The sequence below is a fragment of the Streptomyces sp. 5-10 genome, from assembly GCF_014712245.1.
GTDB classification, from domain to species: Bacteria; Actinomycetota; Actinomycetes; order Streptomycetales; family Streptomycetaceae; genus Streptomyces; species Streptomyces violaceusniger.
In genome coordinates this window covers 19,044-37,167 of record NZ_JACVYG010000019.1, presented here as the reverse complement: position 1 = coordinate 37,167, position 18,124 = coordinate 19,044, and the positions used below count along the sequence as shown (strand labels likewise).

Sequence of the window (18,124 nt, the reverse complement as noted above, 5' to 3'; positions counted from 1 at the left end):
GCGGACCGCGATCACGGGTCGCCCTCGTCCGACAGGGACCGCAGATGGGTGCGGCGCCCGTCCTGGTCCAGGATGCCCAGGGCCTCGGCGGGCCCGCCGTGCGCTCCGAAGGCGTGGGGGATCATCGTGGAGAACTCCGCCGCCTGCCCGGTCTCGACGACGATCCGCCGATCCCCCAACACGAGCGTGACGGCCCCGGACAGGACCGTGAACCAGTCCCTGCCCGGATGGACCTTCAGCGCCTCGGCGCCGGTCGGAGCCGGTTTGGTGAGGCGTAGCTTGGCCACGATGACCCCGGGCTGCCGGGTCAGCATCCAGGTGGTCAGCCCGCGCGCCGCGTCATGCTGCGGCCGGATGATCACGTCATCGTCGGCGGTCGACTCCACCAGCTGATCCAGACTGGTCCCCAGGGCCCGCGCTATCGCGCTCAACTGATCGAGACTGATCCGCCGATGCCCCGTCTCGATCCGGCTCAGCGTGGACGGGCTCAGATAGCAGCGGGCCGCCAGATCGTCCAGCGACCAGCCCATGGCCGAACGCAGTCCCCTGATCCGCTTGCGCACCAGGGCGTCAAGAGCGCTGTCCTCTTGCGTCATACGCAAGATGGTATGTCGCTGAGGCAAGGCCCACTTACGCTCGAAACATGACGGACCACCACCACGAGCACCATCACCCTCACCATCACCACAGCGACGCGGACGACTCGGGCTGGGCCGAACTCCTGGACCTCGACGCCGAAGTCCTGCACACCTACCTGTCCGACGTGACGTCGCAGCTGGCCCAGTTGACGCGAGACGACCCGCCCCGCCGCATCCTCGACCTGGGCAGCGGCACCGGCACCGGCACCCTCGCCCTTCTCCAGCGCTTCGAGGACGCCGAGGCGATCGCCGTCGACCGATCCCCTGACCTCCTGGACCATCTGCGAGGCAAGGCCCGCGCAGGCGGAGTGGAGGACCGCGTCCGAACCGTCCAGGCCGATCTGGACGGCACATGGCCGGACTTCGGCCCGGTGGACCTGGTGTGGGCGTCGGCGTCCGTCCACCATCTGACCGATCCCGACCGAGGCTTGCGCGAGATCTTCCAGCGGCTGCGCCCCGGCGGTCTCCTGGCCGTGATCGAGATGGCCGGCTTCCCGCGCTTCCTCCCCGAGGACGTCGGCCGAGGGCGGCCCGGCCTGGAAGCCCGCTGTCACGCCGTACAGGCCCAGGAGCACGCCGAGCGGATGCCGGAGCTGGGCTCCGACTGGGGCCCGCGCCTCTCCCGCGCCGGATTCGACGTCGCGATGGAGCGCCCCTTCACCATCGATCTGCGTCCCCCGCTCCCCGAGCCCACCGGCCGCTACGCCCAGGCGTTCCTCCGCCGCGTGCGGTCCCATGTGGCGGAGCGCCTGAGCCCCGACGACCTGGCCACCCTCGACCACCTCATCGACAGCGACGGCCCGGACGGCGTCCTGCGACGCGACGACCTCACCGTCCGCGCCGAGCGCACCCTCTGGGCGGCCCGCCGCCCATGACCCGTCAACGCGAAGCCAGAACCTGGCCGTCCGCGGCCGCAGGAGCGGCGAGTGGCGCACCACCCCGGTCAACCCGCTGACCCTGCGCGGCGAGCGCTACCTCGTCTCCCCGCGCGGCCACACCCAGTGGGTGCGCAATATGCGCGCGGCCGGCGGCGAACTGCACCGCACCTTCCACCTGCCGCGGCGAAGGCGTCGACCTGCAGTCTCTTTGACTTCACCCATGAGTGATGCATAACTGTTCGCCGCACGTCGTACGGCTCTGGAGGCGCTCCGTGGGTGAAGCAGAAGTGGCGGACGAGACGAAACCGGAAGGCGCGAAACCGGAAGGCGCGGAAGCGCGCTGCCCCCTGGGGGAGTTGGGCGACTTCCCGTTCGCCACGGAGCATCCCCTGGAACCTCCGAAGGAGTGGGCGGCGCTACGGGCGGAGGGCTGCCCGATCCCGGAGGTGAGGCTGCGTTCCACCGGCGCCCCGGTGCGGGTGCTGACCCGGTACGAGGATGTGCACGCGATGCTGTCCGATCCCCGCTTCCCTCGGGACGCGAGCGAGGCGGGGCCGGACGGGACCGGCACGGGCGAACGGCACCAGCGCTGGCGGCGCCTGGTGGGCCAGGCGCTCACCGCCAAGCGGGTCGCCGCGCTCCGCCCCCGGATCGTCGCCATCGGGCACGCCCTGGTGGACGCCATGGAAGCCGGGCCGAAACCCGCCGACCTCTGGGCGGGCTTCGCCTACCCGTTCCCGGTGCGGGTCGTCGGCGCCCTGCTGGGCGTACCGGAGGCGGACTGGGACCGCTTCGCCCACTGGTCGGGCGCCCTGTTCAGCGGGGACCGCTACGGCGAGCGGGAGACCCATACCGCCCGCGAGGAGCTTCTGGCGTATCTGGGCGAGCATGTGGCCCGGACGCGGAGCGCACCGGGTGGCGACCTGCTCAGCAAGCTGATCGAGATCACCGACGCGGCCGACCCCCGCCCGCCCGAGGCGGTCCTGGTCCAGATCGCGCGGGGCCTGGTGCACGCCGGCCACGAGACCACGTCGAGCGTGATCGGAAAGCTGGTCCCGGTCCTGCTGGACGACCGTTCCCGCTGGCAGCGCCTGCTGGACGACCGCTCCCTGATCCGCCCGGCCGTCGAGGAGTTGCTGCGCTTCGACGTCAACCGCGGCCCGGGCCTGCCGCGTTACCTGACGGAGGACGCCCACCTGGGCGGCGAGGTGATCCCCAAGGGCAGCACCACCGTATCGGTCGTCGCCTCCGCCAACCGCGACGAGCGGATGTTCGCGGACGCCGACCACCTGGACCTGACCCGCACCCCCAACCGCCACCTCGCCTTCGGCGCCGGCGCCCATTCCTGCATAGGCCAGGCCCTGGCCCGTACCGAACTGCACGTCGCCCTGGAAGTCCTCCTGGACCGCCTCCCCGACTTGGCCCTGGCCGTCCCGTCCTCCGAACTGTCACGCCGCGCCGGAGTGCTCACGGACAGCTTCGAGCAGGTCCCGGTGGTGTGGTAGCGACCGCCCTCGAGACCGACGTGCCGTCAGCCGCCGAAGGACCAGAGCAGGGCGACGATGCCGACGAACCCCACGGCACCGAGGGCGGTTCCGGCAATGGCGATCCGCAGCCGCCCGGCCCCGCGGCGGGCGTGGTGGACGCCCATGGAGCCGAGAGCGATGGCGAGCGCCCCGGCGAGGGCCGTCCACGGAAAGCCGACGAACACGAGCGCGGGCACCCACGTGCCTACGACGGAGAACACACCGAGAACGAGCGCGATGGGCCCCAGCGCGACGGCGGGAGAGTCACTTCGCCCGGCCCCGGACACGGTTGATCCCGACATAACCTGCACCCCCAGTGGGAGGAATTCCCCGTCCGTACCGATCGTACCGACAGGGTGCGACTGATCGACGGCGGATGTGGTGCGGTCGGCGGTTCGCCGGCGTCGTCGTGCCGGGGCTACGGCTCCCGTACGACGTCGGCGATGACGGCGGTGACCATCTTGCGGACGGCCCCGGCGTTCGGCGGCGCGGCTTCGCGGTCCGCGAAGAGCAGGTGCCCGGCCCCGATCACCGTGGGTGCGAGCGCGTCGATGTCGGCGTCGGCCGCGATGCGCCCCCGGTCCCGCTCGGCGGTGAGGTAGGAGGCGATCATCGCCGTGGCCTCGGTCAGGAGCGGCACGCCGGTCGGCGTGGTCTCGCGGAGCCGGGCGCGGAGCTCGTCCCGCGAGGTGACGAGGCTGACGATGGCCACGGCGACCGACTCGAACAGGGTCGTCAGCGCGTCGGCGAGGCGATCGGCGACGGCGCCGGTCCCGGCGGACTCGCGCAGGCCGGCGGACTGGTGGTCGAGCCGGGCGATGCGATCCCGTACGAGCTCGGCGAGGAAGGCGTCGAAGTCGGCGAAGTGCCGGTGCAGGACGCCCTTCGCGCAGCCCGCCTCCGTAGTGACCGCCCGACTGGTCAGCGCGCTCGGCCCGTCCCGGAGCAGGACTCGCTCGGCGGCCTGGAACAACTGCTCGCGTACGTCACGCATGGCCACCCCTGTCGGCACCGTGCGTCCCTCCTCGGCTTGCTCGTGGGCCCGCCCGGTTGACGAGTGGGCAAGTGCCCACTCATAGTGGGCGCATGCCCACTCTATCGTTCTCCGGGAACGAGCCCCATCAACATCGGCAGATGGCCGAGTCGTTCGGCGTGGATGCCGAACGCTACGACCAGGCCCGGCCTCGCTACCCCCAGGCCATGGTGGACCGGATCGCCACCGGCGGCCCGGGCCCCGAGGTCTCCCGTGCCCCCGACGGCCCCGATGCTCCCGGCGTCCCCGGCGTCCCCGGCGTCCCCGGCGTCCCCGACATCCTCGACGTCGGCTGTGGCACCGGTATCGCGGCCCGGCAGTTCCAGCGGGCCGGCCGCACGGTGCTCGGTGTCGAGCCGGACGCGCGGATGGCCGACGTGGCGCGGCGGCTCGGGACGGAGGTCGAGGTCGCGACGTTCGAAGCCTGGGATCCGGCCGGCCGGCACTTCGACGCGGTGATCGCGGGCCAGGCGTGGCACTGGATCGACCCGGTCGCGGGGGCGGCCAAAGCCGCCCAAGTGCTGCGGCCTCGCGCCCGGCTGGCCGCGTTCTGGAACGTGTTCCGGCTCCCACCCGATCTGGCCGAAGCCGTCGCCGCAGTCTGCCGACGGGTGATTCCCGACGCGCCGTTCGACTTCCGGGCGGTGACGCGGGGCGGCCCGGACGTGTACCAGCCGATCCTCGCCAAGGCCGCCGACGGGATACGGGCGGCGGGCGCGTTCGCCGAACCGGAACAGTGGCGGTTCGACTGGGAGTGGACCTACACCCGGGACGCCTGGCTGGAGCAGATCCCCACCCAGGGCGCCTTCACCCGGCTCCCTCCGGCCGAGCTGGCGGAGGTGCTGGAGGGCGTCGGCGCGGCCATCGACGCGATGGGCGGCAGCTTCACGATGCCGTACGCGACGGTGGTGCTCACCACGACCCGAACCGCCTCCGCCTGACCCCGCGCTCCGGCTCCTCGGTCGTTCCGGCGAGCACTGACGAGCGCAGGTGGGCCGTCAGCCCGTCGGCGACCGGGTATGGGAACAATCCGCGGGCGCCGAAGGCCAACGTCCACATCAGGAGCGGAAATGCCGCGACTCGCTCCATACCTCCCATGCCCGGCCCCAGGTAGTGGTGGGAAAGGAAGAGCCCGAACGGAAAGGCGGTCGGCGCCTCGCACAACCCACCCCCTTCGCTCACGGGCTTTCTCCGACCTGCTCGTCGCGAGACCTCGGCTCGGACGTCTCGGCGCGCACCGGCCCCAACCGCGGTCGCTTGGCGGTGCGGCCGTCGCCGGAGGAGCGGCCGCGGAGGCGGCGGGTGAGCCAGGGGCCGAGGAAGGCGGCGGTCCAGCGCAGTTCGTCGGTGGCGGCGCGCCAGCCGGTGGGTGCGGGCGTCGCCGGTGGCGGCAGGGGGTGGCTCCAGGTGTCGTCGGCGCCCGGGAGGCTGAGGGCGTGGGCGAGGGCGGCGGCGATGCGCTGGTGGCCGAGGGGGCTGGCGTGGAGTCGGTCACGGCTCCACAGCCGGGGATCGGTGACGACGGGGTGGTGGCCGGTTTCGGCGACGATGACCCCGTGGCGCCGGGCGGCGTCGCGGACGCGCTCGTTCAGGGCGACGGCGCGCGGGGTCAGGGGGCGCGCCAGGGGGCTGATGCGGGCGGGGTCGGGAAAGGTGAGCGTGGCGACGCGGGCGCCTTGCGCGGTGAGCGCGGCGAACATCGCCTCCAGGTGGTGGGCGACGTGGTCGGCGTCGAAGCGGGGGCGGAGGAAGTCGTTGACCCCGGCGACGACGGTGGCCAGGTCGGGTCGGAGGGTCAGGGCGGAGGCGAGCTGTTCCGCGTGGACCTGCGCGGCGAGGCGGCCCCGTACGGCCAGATTGGCGTAGGAGAGGCCGGGGTTGGCGCGGGCGAGGTGCTCGGCGAGACGGTCGGCGAACCCGCGCAGACCCGTGGTGTCGTCGCCGTCGCCCAGGCCCTCGGTCTGGCTGTCGCCCAGCGCGACGTAGCGGCTGTACGCCGCGTCAGTGTCGGGCACGGCTGTGCTTCCTCTCTCGTAGGACGGTGATCGTGCGCTCGCACCAGTCGCGGTTGCCCTGTTCGAGGGCCAGGCCGCGCAGGCATGTCAGATACGGGCCGATGCGTCGGCCGTGGCGCAGGAACTCCTCCTCCGTAAGGTCACCGCGCATCTTGCGCAGCAGCTTGCCGAAGAGCTGGATCTTGGCCTCGGCGAAGGCGGCACGCTCGCCGAGCTGGGCGATCAGGGTCTCGCTGTCGACGTGATCGGCGGCCTGGACCTTGACGAGCAGGTCGTCGCGGATGAAGGACGGCTTCGCGAACGCGGCCGTGAACTCCTCCAGCTCCGCCAGCCCGGCATCGGTCACATGGAACAGGCGCTTGGTGGGGCGGGTCTCCTGGACCACCGCCCGGCCCGCGATGAGTCCGTCCTTCTCCAGGCGGGTCAGCTCGGCGTAGAGCTGCTGTGGCTGGGCGTGCCAGAAGTTGGCCACGCCGATGTCGAACGCCTTGGTCAGCTGGTATCCGCTGAGCTCCCCTTCGAGCAGCGCCGCCAGCACGGCGTGCCGTAGGGCCATCGGATCGCCTCCTCCATGTCTCCATGTCCCGTGTCTCTGTGTCTCCATGCCTCCGTGCCGCTGCGGGCCCCTGCATGCCTCTGTCGCCGGGCACGCGGCCATGGTAGTCATAAAAGTGATTACTCACATTCATGATTAGGGAAGAGGGCGTGCGCGCAATGACGACCACTGCCGACCGTTTCCGTACCGCCATCGACAACCGGGACCTCGCGGCCCTGGACGACCTGTTCACCGAGGACATCCGCTTCTACAGCCCCGTCAAGTTCACCCCCTTCGACGGCAAACCGATGGTGCTGGGCCTCTTCGGGGTCCTGCTGCGCACGTTCCAGGACTTCCGCTACGTCGGCGACTACACCGGCACCGCACAGACCAGCACCGACGGCACGTCCGCCCCGTCGGCGGTGCTGGTCTTCCGCGCCAGGGTGGGCGAGAAGGAGATCCACGGCATCGACCTGCTGCACTTCGCCGACGACGGCCGCATCAAGGAGTTCACCGTCATGGTCCGCCCCCAGTCCGCCGTCCACGCCCTCGGCGAAGCGGTCCTCGCGGGCCTGGTCGAAGACGGCCTCGCACCGGCGCCGACGCCCTCCGGCCGGTAGCCGCGCGGCTCAGGGGCCCGCGGCGGGGCGGCGGTGCGACCTCTCGCTCATGACCTCGGGGCTGCCCGCTGTTCCCACTTCGGTACCCAGACGTCCGATTCGGGTGCGTCGGTTCGTCCGGAGTCGGTTCGTCCGGAGTCGGTTCGTCCGGAGTCGCGTCGTCCGGAGTCGCGTCGTCTGGAGTCGAGGTAGCGGCGGAGTTCGATGAGCGCGGGATGGGGGTTGTCGTCGCGCCAGATCAGCGACATCGGGTAGACCGGCGCCGGGTCGCGTACCGGTATGCGCCGCAGGTCGTAGCTGTCCGGCCACAGATACCGCGAGCCTTCGCCGACCAGGGTCGCCAGGTCCGCGGAGCCGGCGATCTCGGCCAGGAGTGCCTCGTTCCCGAAGACGGGTCCTACCACGTCGATCGTGATGCCGAAGGCGGCGGCGAGTTCGTCGTAGTAGACGGCCACCTCGCCGCGGGCGTCCAGGCCGGGCATCCGGATGCGGTGTCCGGCGAGCTGCCCCGGCGCGACGGCACGGGCGTCGGCGAGCGGATGGCGCGGTCCGATGAGCAGCTGGTGCGGTTCGTCGATCACTCGGGCGGCCCTGATCGGCTCTGGCAGGTGCTGCCACGGGGGCACCGCGTGGAAAGTGGCGTCGATCGTCCCGGCTTCGACGGCGGCGATCGCGCCCTCGACGTCCGCGTCCAGGGTCACGACATCCAGTTCGATCTCGGGACGCAGGCGGTAGAAGTCCTGGACGAGCCCCGCCGTCACGATCCGCCGGTTGACGACATCGATGCGCAGCGCGCGCCGGCCCGGGCGGACGGACGCGTCGGCCCGCTCCGCCACCCGGAGCAGTTCCCGGGCGTGGGGCAGGAACGCCTGGCCGTCGATGGTGAGCCGGGCGCCGCGGGCGGTGCGGATGAACAGCCGCACGTCCAGGTCTCTCTCCAACCCGGCGATGCGCTTGGAGACGGCCTGCTGGGTGATCGACAGGTCGGCGGCGGCTTCTTGGAACTGGCCCGCTTCCGCGACGGCGACGAAGGTGCGTACGGCTTCGAGATCCACGCCGAGCCACCTTAGTGAACGGCCGAGCCACCTCGGTCAACAACGGATGGTTGTGAATCGCCGCCAGGACGGTTGTTTGACCTGGTGCCGCGCCGCTCGCTTAGCTCTCACCGGTCAACGTCGTTCTGTTTCGGGGGACATCGAGAGGCGCGCTGAGCATGGTGGGCAGAAGACCGTTGGGCCGGGAGTTCGGCTGGCTCTGGGCGGCATACGCGGTGAGCGCCTATGGGTCAGGGCTGGGGTTCGGGGCATTCCCGCTGATCGCCGTGGTGGTGTTGCACGCCGGCCCCGCCGAGGTGTCCGCGCTGTCCGCGGTGGGGCCCGCGATGGGCGTGCTGATCGCGGTGCCACTCGCGCCGTGGGTGGAGTTCCGGCGCAAGCGCCCGGTCATGATCGCGATGGATCTGACCCGGTTCGCGGTCATGGCCACGATCCCGGTCGCCTACGCCTTCGGTTGGCTCGGTTTCGTCCAGCTGCTCGTGGTCTCGGCCGTGGTCGCCGCGGCCAAGATCGCCTTCAACGCGGCCGCCGGCGCCTGCCTCAAGGGCCTCGTCCGGCCGGATGACCTGCTCGTGGCCAACGCGCGGTTGGAGTCCACGAACTGGAGCTCCATCGCGGTCGGGCCACCGCTGGGCGGGGCGGCGATCGGCCTGTTCGGGCCGGTCACCACCGTGGTGGCCGACGCCCTCAGCTACCTGTTCTCCGCGCTGGGCATCACCGCGATGCGCGGCCGGGAAGAGGCGCCCCGGACAACGGGCAAGAGCCCGGCCCGTGCGGGCGCGTTGTTCGACGGCTGGCGACACATCATGGGCCACCCCGGGCTGCGGGCGCTCTACCTCAACAACATGCTCGTCGGTGGTCTGATCATGGCCACCGAGCCGCTGCTGGCCGTGCTCCTCCTCCGCCAACTCGGGTTCCCGCCCTGGCAGTACGGCCTCGCCTTCGCCGCCCCCTGTCTCGGCGGACTCATCGGCTCCCGGCTGGCCCGCCGGGTGGTGGCCCGCTACGGCCGGCATGCGGTCTTCCGGACCGTCGGCACCCTGCGCGCCATCTGGCTGATCGGCCTGGCCTTCGTCCGCCCCGGCGTCGTCGGGCTCGTCACCGTGATCGCTGTCGAGCTGGCGATCATCATCAACATGAGCCTGTACACCCCGGTACTCGCCACCTACCGGCTCGAACACACCCCCAAGCACCTCCTCGCCCGCACCCTGTCGGCCTGGTCGATCGGCCAGCAGGCGGCCATCGCCGTCCTCACCGCGCTCGGCGGGCTGCTCGCCGACGCCACCGGCCCACGCACCGCCCTCACGGTCGCGGGACTGCTCATCCTGGCCACACCGCTCCTGCTTCCCCGACACGACCACGTCGCGACCGAGCCGGAACCCGTCGGCAGCCCCTCCTGACGACCAGCCCCTCCCGACGACCAGCGACTACGAGCCGTGGTCGACAGGGCGAACGTCGCCCGACGCGGCACTGGCTGGTGAGTGGAGGGCTGTCGCACCCAGGCTGCCGCCGCCCAGCGCGCCCAGTGTGGTTCGCACCAGCAGATTGATCTTCGCCTCGGTCTCATCCGCGGTGGCAGAGGAGGCCAGGGCCGGGGAGGCCAGGGTCGGGGAGTCCGTGGGCAGTTCGTGGACCTCGTGCAGAAGGGCCAGGTAGACCTGGCGGCACCATGCGGGGTCGACCGCGGTGATTGCCCCTGTGTCTCGCAGGCGGGCGAAGAGCAGGTCGAGGCCGTCGAGCACGGCCGGAGTGAGGGCCGCGGTCAGCTGGACGGCGAAGCGGTGGCAGAGCTTGAGATCGAACACGATCTCCGTGAGACGGTGCAGCGCGACAAGGGGCGGTGCGGTCTTCACCCGTGCTTCGGCCAGCCCACTCAGGTAGCGCTGACTGAGCTGTTCGGCCAGGGCGTCCAGCAGCGCGGTGCGGGAGGCGAACCGGCGGTGGACGGTGGCGCGGGCGAGTCCCGCGGCGTCCGCGATCCGCTCCAGGGACGCGGTGGCGTCCGCGGCGAGCACGGTTTCCGCTGCTTCCAGGATGCGGGCCGTACTGCGTTCGGCGTCCGCCCGGATCCGCCGGGGAGAGCTGTTCTCGCCCATGCCACCTCCTCTGCCTCTGTCTCCGGAGTCACCCTATCCCCGGCAACAGCAAATGAGACATCTATGACGCAGTTATTGACATAACTGCGATAGCGCTGTTTCGGTTAGTGCCTGCTTGAGTCTTCCCACCACAGGAGCACGTCATGGATCTTCAGCTCGCGGGCAAGCGCGTCCTCGTCACCGGGGCGAGCCGGGGCATCGGCCTCGCGATCGTTCAGGCATTCCAGCGGGAGGGGGCCTTGGTGACCGCGACGGCGCGACGTAGCACGCCCGAGCTCGAGGCCACCGGAGCCGCTTTCGTCCCCGCCGACCTCGCCACGGCCGACGGTCCGCGGCACCTGGTCGACGCCGTCCTGGCCGTCGATCCCAGGATCGATGTCCTGGTCAACAACGCCGGCGGTGGCGAAATGCCGCAGGAGGGGTTCGGCGATCCGCTCAACGGCGGGGACGAGGTCTGGGCATACGGGTTCGCCCTCAATTTTGAGTCGGCCGTTCGGACCACCCGCGCCGCACTGCCCTCGCTTCTCGAGGCCAGGGGCGCCGTGGTCAACATCAGCTCCGACAGCGCCCGTCGACCGGGGACGGAGCCGCTGCCCTACTCTGTTGCCAAAGCGGCCCTCAACGCCTTCACCCGACAGCTGGCCGAGCGCATGGCACCCGCCGGAGTGCGCATCAACGCGGTGTCGCCATCAGTGACGCGCACGCCCCAGATCACGGCCGAGGACGGATACGTCGCACGAGTGGCGGACAACGTGGGCGTCGACCACGAAACGCTGGTGGCAGCCCTGCCGAAGGAGACCGGGATGCTTACCGAGACCCTGATCGATCCCGCCGAGATCGCCCGGGCGGTACTGCTGCTCGCCTCCCCGACCATGCCGAATGCGATCGGCGTGAACCTGTCGGTCGATGCGGGGTCCACCAAGATCGTCTGAACGAGCCCCTCAGCCCCGCCGGCGCACCCTGCGTCCCGTTGACCTTGATGCGGTCGCGCGAGCCACCAGTGACCTTTCAGCCGTCGGCGGGGGCCACCCCGACGGGGCAGACAACACCCGTCCCGCCCAGCCTGTCGTGCCGTGACCCGTTGGCGTGCTGCCGAGGCGGGATAGCCGCGGCAGGCTGAGTGCTGCTCCACCTTTCGTCCGTTGGACAGGGGCTACCTGGGCGAGACGCAGCCACCGGTTCGGCAGTGGGTGTCCGACTTAGATGTGTGGGAAGGGTGGGATGATGCGGACGATCACGATGAGTTGGTCTCGCGGTGCCACCAGGAAGTGGAACCAGCCGTCTGCCGCGTCCATGCGGCGCATGCCTCCCGGTCGGGGGCCATTGCCGAAATCGCTGACGTCGACTCCCATCCCTGCCAGGTCGACCAGTTGCTCCGCGAGACGCTCGACTTCGGCCACCACGCGAGCGGGGACGCCGCCTGCGACGTGGGCGTGATCGGGGTCGTATTCCCAGCGCCAGTCGGCGCTCACCGCGGCGGGAGGCCGAGCGCGGCGTATGCGTCGTCCAGGATCTTGCCGAGAGCGGATGCGGCGCGGCGGGCCTGCGTCGCGTCACCGACCTCGGCGGTGTCCTCCCAGTGACGGAACTCCTTCGCGATATTCGGCTGCCGTTGGATGTGGATGTAGACGGCCCACTGGGCGATGAACCGCTGGAGGGGGGCGAGATCGGAAGCCTGGCGGGACTGATCGGCGGCCTGATCCAGCTCCCGTGTGAAGGCGGGCAGGGCGGCGGGCACGATCTGCGCGACGGCCTGGCGGAGGGCCGTGACGGTGGCAGGCGGCTGAGGGATGAGTGGCTGCCCGGCGCTGGAGGTGGTCATTGCTGCTCCCATGGGCGTGATTCTGATCCCTGGGAGCAGCGTATCGAGTCCAAGCTCGATCACATCGCCCGAATGAGTGAGGCGGAGGCCTCAGCTTCCAGCGGGGGCGATGCCCGTAGGGCAGGAGCCGCCGTCGGACGGGTCACTTAGCTTGACGCCCGGGCCCGCGAGCCTGCGCTGCCGTGTGACTGCTGGTCGCTGTTCCGGCGGCCTTGGAGTCGGCGAGGGCGTCAAGCAGCGTGCGGCACGAATGAGACCCGGGTTTCTTCCATGTCGATCGACACGTGCAGCGCGGCGTCCAGCGCCCTGGCCAGAATGCGCAGGAGGGGAAGGGTGGGCGCGGTGCCGCCTCCTTCAAGGCGGTCGATGTCCTCCGTGGACAGTCCCGTCCGCGCGGCGAGCGACGCCTGGTCGATGCCCAAGGACGTCCGCCGGTCGTGGACCGCCTGGCCCAGGGCGATCGCGGCGCCCGCCTCGACGTAGGCCGGATCGGCTCGATGCTCCTCAGGGATCGTCCATGAGGTGTGGTAACCCCTGCTCACGGTGACTCCTCGAACGTCCGGTGATAGGTGGTCTGCGCGGCGGCGTGCGACCCTTCGGGCCGCGTCGCCCAGGTAGAAGCGGAGCTCGCGGACTGATCCGCTCAAGTGGCGAGAGTAGGGCTCACCGATCGTCGTCGGTTCTTGCGCCAGGCGGTCGGCGTGACGTTCCACTGCGCGGTAATGCTCGCGGGGCAGAGTGTCCAGCCATGCCCGTACCTCGGGCTCGATTTCGATGTCGTACGGTCGCTCCACCGTTGGCAGCGTAGGGAGACGACGGACGAGCGCCGTGACTTCCGGGCGCGATCCTCCGAACGGGTGAACCGACCGCGACTCTCAGCCGTCAGCGGGCACGATGCCGGTCGGGCAGGAGCCACCGTCGGACGGGTCACTCAGCTTGACACCCGTGCCGCCGATGCCGCAGTAGCCGGCGGGGTTCTTGTCCAGGTACTGCTGGTGGTACGGCTCGGCCGGGTAGAAGGGGCCCGCGGGGAGGATTTCGGTGGTGATCTCGCCGTAGCCGGAGCCGGTCAGGACGGACTGGTAGGCGGCGCGGGAGGACTCGGCCTCGGACTGCTGCTCGGGGGAGTGGGTGTAGATCGCCGAGCGGTACTGGGTGCCGACGTCGTTGCCCTGGCGGAAGCCCTGGGTGGGGTCGTGGGACTCCCAGAAGAGCTTCAGGAGGGCGGCGTAGGAGGTGATCGTCGGGTCGAAGACGACGCGGACGGCCTCGGTGTGGCCGGTGAGGCCGCTGCAGACCTCCTCGTAGGTGGGGTTCTCGGTGTGGCCGCCCTGGTAGCCGACGAGCGTGGTCCACACGCCCGGGGCCTGCCAGAACGTGCGCTCCGCGCCCCAGAAGCAGCCCAGGCCGAAGTCGGCGACGACCAGGCCCTCCGGGTACGGGCCGGTCAGGGGGTTGCCGAGGACCGTGTGGCGGTCGGGGACGGGGAAGCCCGGTTCGGGGCGGCCCTTCAGCGCCTCCTCGGCGGTGGGGAGGTGGTTCCTGTGGCGGCTGAACAGCATCTTCGGGCTCCTCGCGGGACGGGTGCGGCGGCTGCCACGTCCTTCGTCGTACGTTCTGCGTCGTAGTCGTAGTCGTACCTTCGTCGTGTACGGCGAGTGCGCGGCGCCTTTATGTCAACGGGTACGGGGCTGCGGGAATTCCGGGCCGGTCACGGCCCACCTCACCGCGGCAGCGTCGCCGGTGTGCCGCCGCTGCCCTCCCAGCCCGCCACCGCCAGCGCCCGGTAGACCGTGTACTCGGCCGCCGGGTCCGCCCCGTACGACCACGGGACCGCGCCCACGTGGCCATCCACGTGGCGCAGCTGCTCCAGGGCCTCCGCGTAGCGTTCCGCGCGGACCAGGAAGAAGACCAGCAGGTGGCGGACGTGCGGCAGCACCGGGTGGTCGGCGGGGGCCTGGCGGACGGCGTAGAGGGCGCCCTCGATCGCCTTGATGATCACCTCGCTGCGGTAGAGGGTGCGCACGAGGTTGGCCTCCGGCAGGTGCTCGAAGACGCCGAAGAGGGGGAGGGCCGGGAGCAGGCTCTTCTCGGGGGCGGAGGCGGCGGCCGCGTGGGTGAAGGCGTCGGCGCGGTCCTGGGAGCCGTGCCACTTCTCGCACCAGTAGTGGAGGGCGGCCAGGTGGGCGCCCATGTGGTGCGGGGCGAGCTTGGTGACCTTGGTCCACAGCTCCTCGAAGTCGGCCTGCCGGTAGGCCAGACCGCGGGCCACCCCGAGCTCGATGATGTGCGGCACCGGGTCCTCAGGGGCCAGCCGGGCCGCCTCGTGGCAGACGTCCCGGGCCTCCTCCAGGATCATCCGGAAGTCCTGCGAGGACGGGTCGAGCAGCGCCTGGCGGACCAGGAACTCCGCGTGCACCGCCGCCGCGCCCGGGTCCTCGGGGGCCGCCACCCGCCAGGTGCGCAGCCACATCCCGCCCTGGCCGGGGGCCTGGGCGAGCTCGAAGGCCGCCGCCCCGGCCAGCGTCTGCACCCGCTGCCAGCGCAGCTCCGAGGTGGCGTCGGTGAGGGCGAGCAGCCGGGCGGCCGGCTGCCAGTCCTGCCGGGCCTGGACCTCCTCCAGCGCGTCGATGAGCTGCCGGTCGGGGCCGGGCAGCCGTACGTCCAGCCGCTCGCGCGGGACGAAGCCGTACTCCTGCGGGTCCGAGGCGCGCACCGCGCCCTGCACGGCCCCGCGGCCCCCGCGCATCCGCCGCAGGGCCGGTACGACGATCAGCCCGCCGATCATGACGATGGCGATGAGGAAGATCAGAAGCTCCATGAGGTGTCCCCGTGTGAAGGCTCGTAACGGCTTGTGGTGCGGAACGGCTTGTGGTCCAGCCTATGCGCCCCGGCGGTCGTTGAATCCAGCACGGGCGTATCGGGCGTTACGCTCGGGCCCATGAGCCACCAGCACCCCCAGGGGCATCCTCAGAGTTTCGAGACGCTCGCCATCCACGCGGGCCAGGAGGCGGACTCCCTCACCGGCGCCGTCGTCCCCCCGATCTACCAGGTCTCCACCTACAAGCAGGACGGCGTGGGGGGCCTGCGGGGCGGCTATGAGTACAGCCGTTCCGCCAACCCCACCCGCACCGCGCTCGAGGAGAACCTGGCGGCGCTGGAGGGCGGCCGCCGCGGCCTGGCCTTCGCCTCGGGCCTCGCCGCCGAGGACTGCCTGCTGCGCACGCTCCTGGTGCCGGGCGACCACGTCGTGATCCCGAACGACGCGTACGGCGGTACGTTCCGCCTGTTCGCGAAGGTCGTGGAGCGCTGGGGCGTGGAGTGGTCGGTCGCCGACAGCTCCGACCCGGCGGCGGTACGGGCCGCGCTCCGCCCCCGTACGAAGGTGATCTGGGTCGAGACGCCCAGCAACCCGCTGCTCGGCATCACCGACATCGCCGCCGTCGCCGACGTCGCCCGCACCGCGGGGGCCCGGCTGGTGGTGGACAACACCTTCGCCAGCCCCTACCTCCAGCAGCCGCTCGCGCTCGGCGCGGACGTCGTGGTGCACTCCACCACCAAGTACATGGGCGGGCACTCGGACGTCGTCGGCGGTGCGCTGATCGTCTCCGACACCGGCCTCGGCGACGAACTCGCCTTCCACCAGAACGCGATGGGCGCCATCGCCGGGCCCTTCGACTCCTGGCTGGTGATGCGCGGCATCAAGACCCTCGCCGTCCGGATGGACCGGCACAGCGCGAACGCCACCCGGATCGCGGAGATGCTCACCGCGCACCCCAAGGTGACTCAGGTCTACTACCCCGGGCTGCCGGAGCACGTGGGGCACGAGACCGCGGCCAAGCAGATGCGGGCCTTCGGCGGCATGGTGTCGTTCCGGGTCGCGGGCGGCGAGGAGGCGGCGGTCGAGGTGTGCGACCGGGCGCGGCTGTTCACGCTGGGGGAGTCCCTCGGCGGCGTCGAGTCGCTGATCGAACACCCGGGGCGGATGACGCACGCGTCGGCGGCGGGCTCGGCGCTCGAGGTGCCGGCCGATCTCGTACGGCTGTCGGTGGGCATCGAGTCGGTCGACGATCTGCTGATGGATCTGAGTCAGGCTCTGGGCTGACGACCAGCTCTGGGCTGACGCCTGGGCCACGGATGGGTTTGTTGAGGGTGGTCACTTCCCCTTGAGTGGTTACTTGCCATTGAGTGGTCACTTCCCCTTGAGTGGTCGCTTCCCCTTGAGGGGTCACCACCCCTCGAGGGGAGGGGTGGTGTCGGTGGGCGGCGGCGTGGCCCACGGTTCGACGATCGCCGCCCAGACGCCGAACGCGACGACCGCGGCGAGCAGCAGCAACCAGCCGATGGTGCGCACCACTTGGTGGCGGTGGAGCATCCGCCGCCCCCGTTCGGCCGCCCGGCCCGCCAGATCCGGCGGCAGCGCCGGATGCGGGCCCTCCAGCATCCGGCGGACCTCGGTCTCCTTGCGGTCCGGGAAGCTCATGGGGCGGCCTCGGCTCCGGCGTCGGTACCGGCTCCGGCCCCCGCGCTGACTCCGGCGTCCGCTCCAGTCTCGGCTCCGGCCCCCGCCCCTGCCCTGGCCCCCGCCCCTGCCCCCGCCCCGGCCCCTGCCCCCGTCGCACCGCTGGCCGCCCGACCGCCGGTGGACGGTGGCGTTCCGGTGGAGGACTGCGTTCCGGCGGATGGTGGCCGCCCGACGGAGGATGGCGTTCCGGCGGACGATCGCGTTCCGGCGGACGGGCGCGTTCCAGTCGTGCCGCGCCGGGCCGCCGCGCTGCGCATCGCCGTGACCGCGCGGGTGCAGATCGCCCGGACCCGCTCGACCGGGAGCCCGAGCGCCGCCGCTGTCTGCTCCTCCGCGACCCCCTCGTACAGCCGCAGCACCAGCACCAGCCGCTCCTGCGGGGTGAGCCGGGCCAGGGTGCCGCCGCGCGGGCGGCGGTAGCGGTGGCCCCGGTGGGCGAAGAGGGCGGCCAGCGTCCGGCGGGTGTGGTCGTACGGATCCTCGCCGCGCAGCCGGTCCCAGCGCGCGTACGTACGCGCGAGCGCGGCGGTCAGCAGGCGCTCGGCGGCTTCGGTGTCCCCCGTCGGCTCCCCCGTGAGCAGCGTGGCCGCATGCAGCAGTCGGCCACCCGCGCCCGCGACGAATGCCTCGAACTCCCGGGCCCGGCGGCCATCCCGTGCTGCCCGCCGCTCTCGCACCACGCCCTCCGCCTCCCGTTCCTTTTAGGACACGGCAGTCACAGGCACCTGGTCAAGATGTCTGCGCCGGGGTCAGGTGGCGGGCGTCGCCTGGGGCACCGTGCTGTGCGCGGCGGAGAGGGCGCTGTTGAAGCGGGTCAGCAGGTCGCAGAAGAGATCGCGCTCCTCCGCCGTCCAGTCCCCGGTCACGCGGGACATCAGATCGCGCCGTGAGGAACGCACTTCCTCCAGGCGGGCCTTGCCGCGTGGGGAGAGCTGGAGCACGACCGCCCGGCCGTCCTCGGGGTGCGAGGTGCGCTTGACCATGCCGGAGTCGACCAGCGGGGCGACCTGGCGGGTCACGGTGGACGAGTCGATGCCCATGCTCCCCGCGAGCGCCTTGACTCCCATGGGGCCTTCCTGGTCGAGCCGGTTGAGCAGCAGATACGCGGCTCGGTCCATGGAATTGCGGGCCTGGCCGACGCCGCCGAGCCGGGTCTGTTCCGCACGGCGGGCGAAGACGGCGACCTGATGCTGGAGTGCGTCCAGTACGCCGGTGTCGAGTTGAGTCGTCATGTCCGATTGGGTGGGCATGGCCTAGGGCTCACTTCATGCGGTGGTCTGTGGGATGTGGCACAGAGTACGCGGCTGGGAGCCCGCCCGTACGGGGGCTGCAGAAACCTGACGGCCCCCGAGCCACAACCTGCCGTTCTGAGCCGTTCCCC

The 18,124-nt window shown here is 71.4% G+C and carries 21 protein-coding genes and 3 pseudogenes; 8 read left to right on the top strand and 16 right to left on the bottom strand.

The features are described from left to right. Positions 1-11: 11 nt before the first annotated feature. Complete coding sequence (locus IEJ02_RS21900) at positions 12-596, bottom strand: helix-turn-helix domain-containing protein (RefSeq protein ID WP_137979285.1); 585 nt, start codon at positions 594-596, stop codon at positions 12-14. A 47-nt stretch (positions 597-643) separates the two neighbouring features. Here IEJ02_RS21900 and IEJ02_RS21895 point away from each other — a divergent pair, with 47 nt between their 5' ends. The 3 genes and pseudogenes from IEJ02_RS21895 (at position 644) to IEJ02_RS21890 (ending at position 3,021) form a co-directional block, all read left to right on the top strand. Then, positions 644-1,513, top strand: coding sequence for a class I SAM-dependent methyltransferase (locus IEJ02_RS21895; protein ID WP_191066405.1), 870 nt, complete (start codon positions 644-646; stop codon positions 1,511-1,513). 13 nt (positions 1,514-1,526) lie between these two features. Beyond that, positions 1,527-1,670: pseudogene (locus IEJ02_RS48775) on the top strand (nitroreductase/quinone reductase family protein); the annotation flags it as partial. A 118-nt stretch (positions 1,671-1,788) separates the two neighbouring features. Continuing rightward, the gene (locus IEJ02_RS21890; RefSeq protein WP_317985869.1) at positions 1,789-3,021 is read left to right on the top strand and encodes a cytochrome P450; all 1,233 of its coding nucleotides are present in this window, start codon (positions 1,789-1,791) and stop codon (positions 3,019-3,021) included. 26 nt (positions 3,022-3,047) lie between these two features. On the opposite strand, the gene IEJ02_RS48770 is transcribed toward IEJ02_RS21890, so the two are convergent. Both IEJ02_RS48770 and IEJ02_RS21880 read right to left on the bottom strand, forming a co-directional pair. Beyond that, a complete protein-coding gene (locus IEJ02_RS48770; protein ID WP_223864223.1) occupies positions 3,048-3,239 on the bottom strand; it encodes a hypothetical protein in 192 nt (63 codons plus the stop codon). Positions 3,240-3,460: 221 nt separating this feature from the next. After that, positions 3,461-4,054: a TetR/AcrR family transcriptional regulator gene (locus IEJ02_RS21880; RefSeq protein ID WP_191066402.1), complete on the bottom strand. Its 594-nt coding sequence runs from the start codon at positions 4,052-4,054 to the stop codon at positions 3,461-3,463. Between the two features lie 74 nt (positions 4,055-4,128). Between IEJ02_RS21880 and IEJ02_RS21875 the strand changes: the two genes are divergently transcribed. Continuing rightward, the gene (locus IEJ02_RS21875) at positions 4,129-5,016 is read left to right on the top strand and encodes a class I SAM-dependent methyltransferase (RefSeq protein WP_223864221.1); all 888 of its coding nucleotides are present in this window, start codon (positions 4,129-4,131) and stop codon (positions 5,014-5,016) included. Positions 5,017-5,253: 237 nt separating this feature from the next. On the opposite strand, the gene IEJ02_RS21870 is transcribed toward IEJ02_RS21875, so the two are convergent. Further along, the gene (locus tag IEJ02_RS21870; RefSeq protein WP_191066401.1) at positions 5,254-6,090 is read right to left on the bottom strand and encodes an SGNH/GDSL hydrolase family protein; all 837 of its coding nucleotides are present in this window, start codon (positions 6,088-6,090) and stop codon (positions 5,254-5,256) included. Continuing rightward, positions 6,077-6,646 carry a PadR family transcriptional regulator gene (locus tag IEJ02_RS21865; protein WP_191066400.1) on the bottom strand — a complete coding sequence of 190 codons (570 nt, stop codon included), beginning with the start codon at positions 6,644-6,646 and terminating at the stop codon, positions 6,077-6,079. Before IEJ02_RS21865 ends, IEJ02_RS21870 begins: the two co-directional genes overlap by 14 nt. A 158-nt stretch (positions 6,647-6,804) precedes the next feature. Between IEJ02_RS21865 and IEJ02_RS21860 the strand changes: the two genes are divergently transcribed. Further along, positions 6,805-7,245 carry a nuclear transport factor 2 family protein gene (locus tag IEJ02_RS21860; protein WP_191066494.1) on the top strand — a complete coding sequence of 147 codons (441 nt, stop codon included), beginning with the start codon at positions 6,805-6,807 and terminating at the stop codon, positions 7,243-7,245. Positions 7,246-7,292: 47 nt separating this feature from the next. On the opposite strand, the gene IEJ02_RS21855 is transcribed toward IEJ02_RS21860, so the two are convergent. After that, positions 7,293-8,300 carry a LysR family transcriptional regulator gene (locus IEJ02_RS21855; protein ID WP_191066399.1) on the bottom strand — a complete coding sequence of 336 codons (1,008 nt, stop codon included), beginning with the start codon at positions 8,298-8,300 and terminating at the stop codon, positions 7,293-7,295. Between the two features lie 158 nt (positions 8,301-8,458). On the opposite strand from IEJ02_RS21855, the gene IEJ02_RS21850 reads away from it, so the two are divergent. Beyond that, positions 8,459-9,700 (top strand): MFS transporter, encoded by a 1,242-nt coding sequence (locus IEJ02_RS21850; protein ID WP_191066398.1) that lies wholly within the window; start codon positions 8,459-8,461, stop codon positions 9,698-9,700. A gap of 27 nt (positions 9,701-9,727) precedes the next feature. Here the strand turns inward: IEJ02_RS21850 and IEJ02_RS21845 are convergent, their stop codons facing one another. Then, entirely contained in the window at positions 9,728-10,396 is a 669-nt protein-coding gene (locus tag IEJ02_RS21845) for a TetR/AcrR family transcriptional regulator (RefSeq protein ID WP_191066397.1), read from the bottom strand. Positions 10,397-10,539: 143 nt separating this feature from the next. Here IEJ02_RS21845 and IEJ02_RS21840 point away from each other — a divergent pair, with 143 nt between their 5' ends. Continuing rightward, positions 10,540-11,328, top strand: a complete 789-nt coding sequence (locus IEJ02_RS21840; protein ID WP_191066396.1) for an SDR family NAD(P)-dependent oxidoreductase — start codon at positions 10,540-10,542, stop codon at positions 11,326-11,328. A 267-nt stretch (positions 11,329-11,595) separates the two neighbouring features. Here IEJ02_RS21840 and IEJ02_RS21835 read toward each other — a convergent pair whose 3' ends face one another. From IEJ02_RS21835 to IEJ02_RS21815, 6 genes and pseudogenes are all read right to left on the bottom strand, one after another. Next, positions 11,596-11,868 (bottom strand): hypothetical protein, encoded by a 273-nt coding sequence (locus IEJ02_RS21835; RefSeq protein ID WP_191066395.1) that lies wholly within the window; start codon positions 11,866-11,868, stop codon positions 11,596-11,598. Beyond that, the gene (locus tag IEJ02_RS21830) at positions 11,865-12,218 is read right to left on the bottom strand and encodes a hypothetical protein (protein ID WP_191066493.1); all 354 of its coding nucleotides are present in this window, start codon (positions 12,216-12,218) and stop codon (positions 11,865-11,867) included. The genes IEJ02_RS21835 and IEJ02_RS21830 overlap by 4 nt, the downstream gene beginning before the upstream one ends. Positions 12,219-12,448: 230 nt before the next feature. Further along, positions 12,449-12,760, bottom strand: a complete 312-nt coding sequence (locus IEJ02_RS48765) for a helix-turn-helix domain-containing protein (RefSeq protein WP_317985876.1) — start codon at positions 12,758-12,760, stop codon at positions 12,449-12,451. A gap of 63 nt (positions 12,761-12,823) precedes the next feature. Then, positions 12,824-13,012: pseudogene (locus IEJ02_RS48760) on the bottom strand (type II toxin-antitoxin system RelE/ParE family toxin); the annotation flags it as partial. An 81-nt stretch (positions 13,013-13,093) separates the two neighbouring features. Then, positions 13,094-13,780: a peptide-methionine (S)-S-oxide reductase MsrA gene (gene msrA / locus IEJ02_RS21820; protein WP_191066393.1), complete on the bottom strand. Its 687-nt coding sequence runs from the start codon at positions 13,778-13,780 to the stop codon at positions 13,094-13,096. A gap of 161 nt (positions 13,781-13,941) precedes the next feature. Beyond that, the gene (locus tag IEJ02_RS21815; RefSeq protein WP_137979304.1) at positions 13,942-15,039 is read right to left on the bottom strand and encodes a hypothetical protein; all 1,098 of its coding nucleotides are present in this window, start codon (positions 15,037-15,039) and stop codon (positions 13,942-13,944) included. Positions 15,040-15,159: 120 nt separating this feature from the next. On the opposite strand from IEJ02_RS21815, the gene IEJ02_RS21810 reads away from it, so the two are divergent. Beyond that, the gene (locus IEJ02_RS21810) at positions 15,160-16,323 is read left to right on the top strand and encodes a cystathionine gamma-synthase (RefSeq protein ID WP_191066392.1); all 1,164 of its coding nucleotides are present in this window, start codon (positions 15,160-15,162) and stop codon (positions 16,321-16,323) included. A gap of 123 nt (positions 16,324-16,446) precedes the next feature. Here the strand turns inward: IEJ02_RS21810 and IEJ02_RS21805 are convergent, their stop codons facing one another. The 3 genes and pseudogenes from IEJ02_RS21805 to IEJ02_RS21795 all read right to left on the bottom strand — a co-directional run bounded on the left by IEJ02_RS21805 (position 16,447) and on the right by IEJ02_RS21795 (position 17,993). Next, complete coding sequence (locus IEJ02_RS21805) at positions 16,447-16,701, bottom strand: hypothetical protein (protein WP_137979306.1); 255 nt, start codon at positions 16,699-16,701, stop codon at positions 16,447-16,449. 245 nt (positions 16,702-16,946) lie between these two features. Then, positions 16,947-17,420, bottom strand: a pseudogene (locus IEJ02_RS21800) (sigma factor-like helix-turn-helix DNA-binding protein); the annotation flags it as partial. A gap of 72 nt (positions 17,421-17,492) precedes the next feature. Beyond that, on the bottom strand, positions 17,493-17,993 hold the full coding sequence (locus tag IEJ02_RS21795; RefSeq protein WP_191066391.1) for a MarR family winged helix-turn-helix transcriptional regulator: 501 nt from the start codon (positions 17,991-17,993) through the stop codon (positions 17,493-17,495). Positions 17,994-18,124 lie beyond the last annotated feature (131 nt).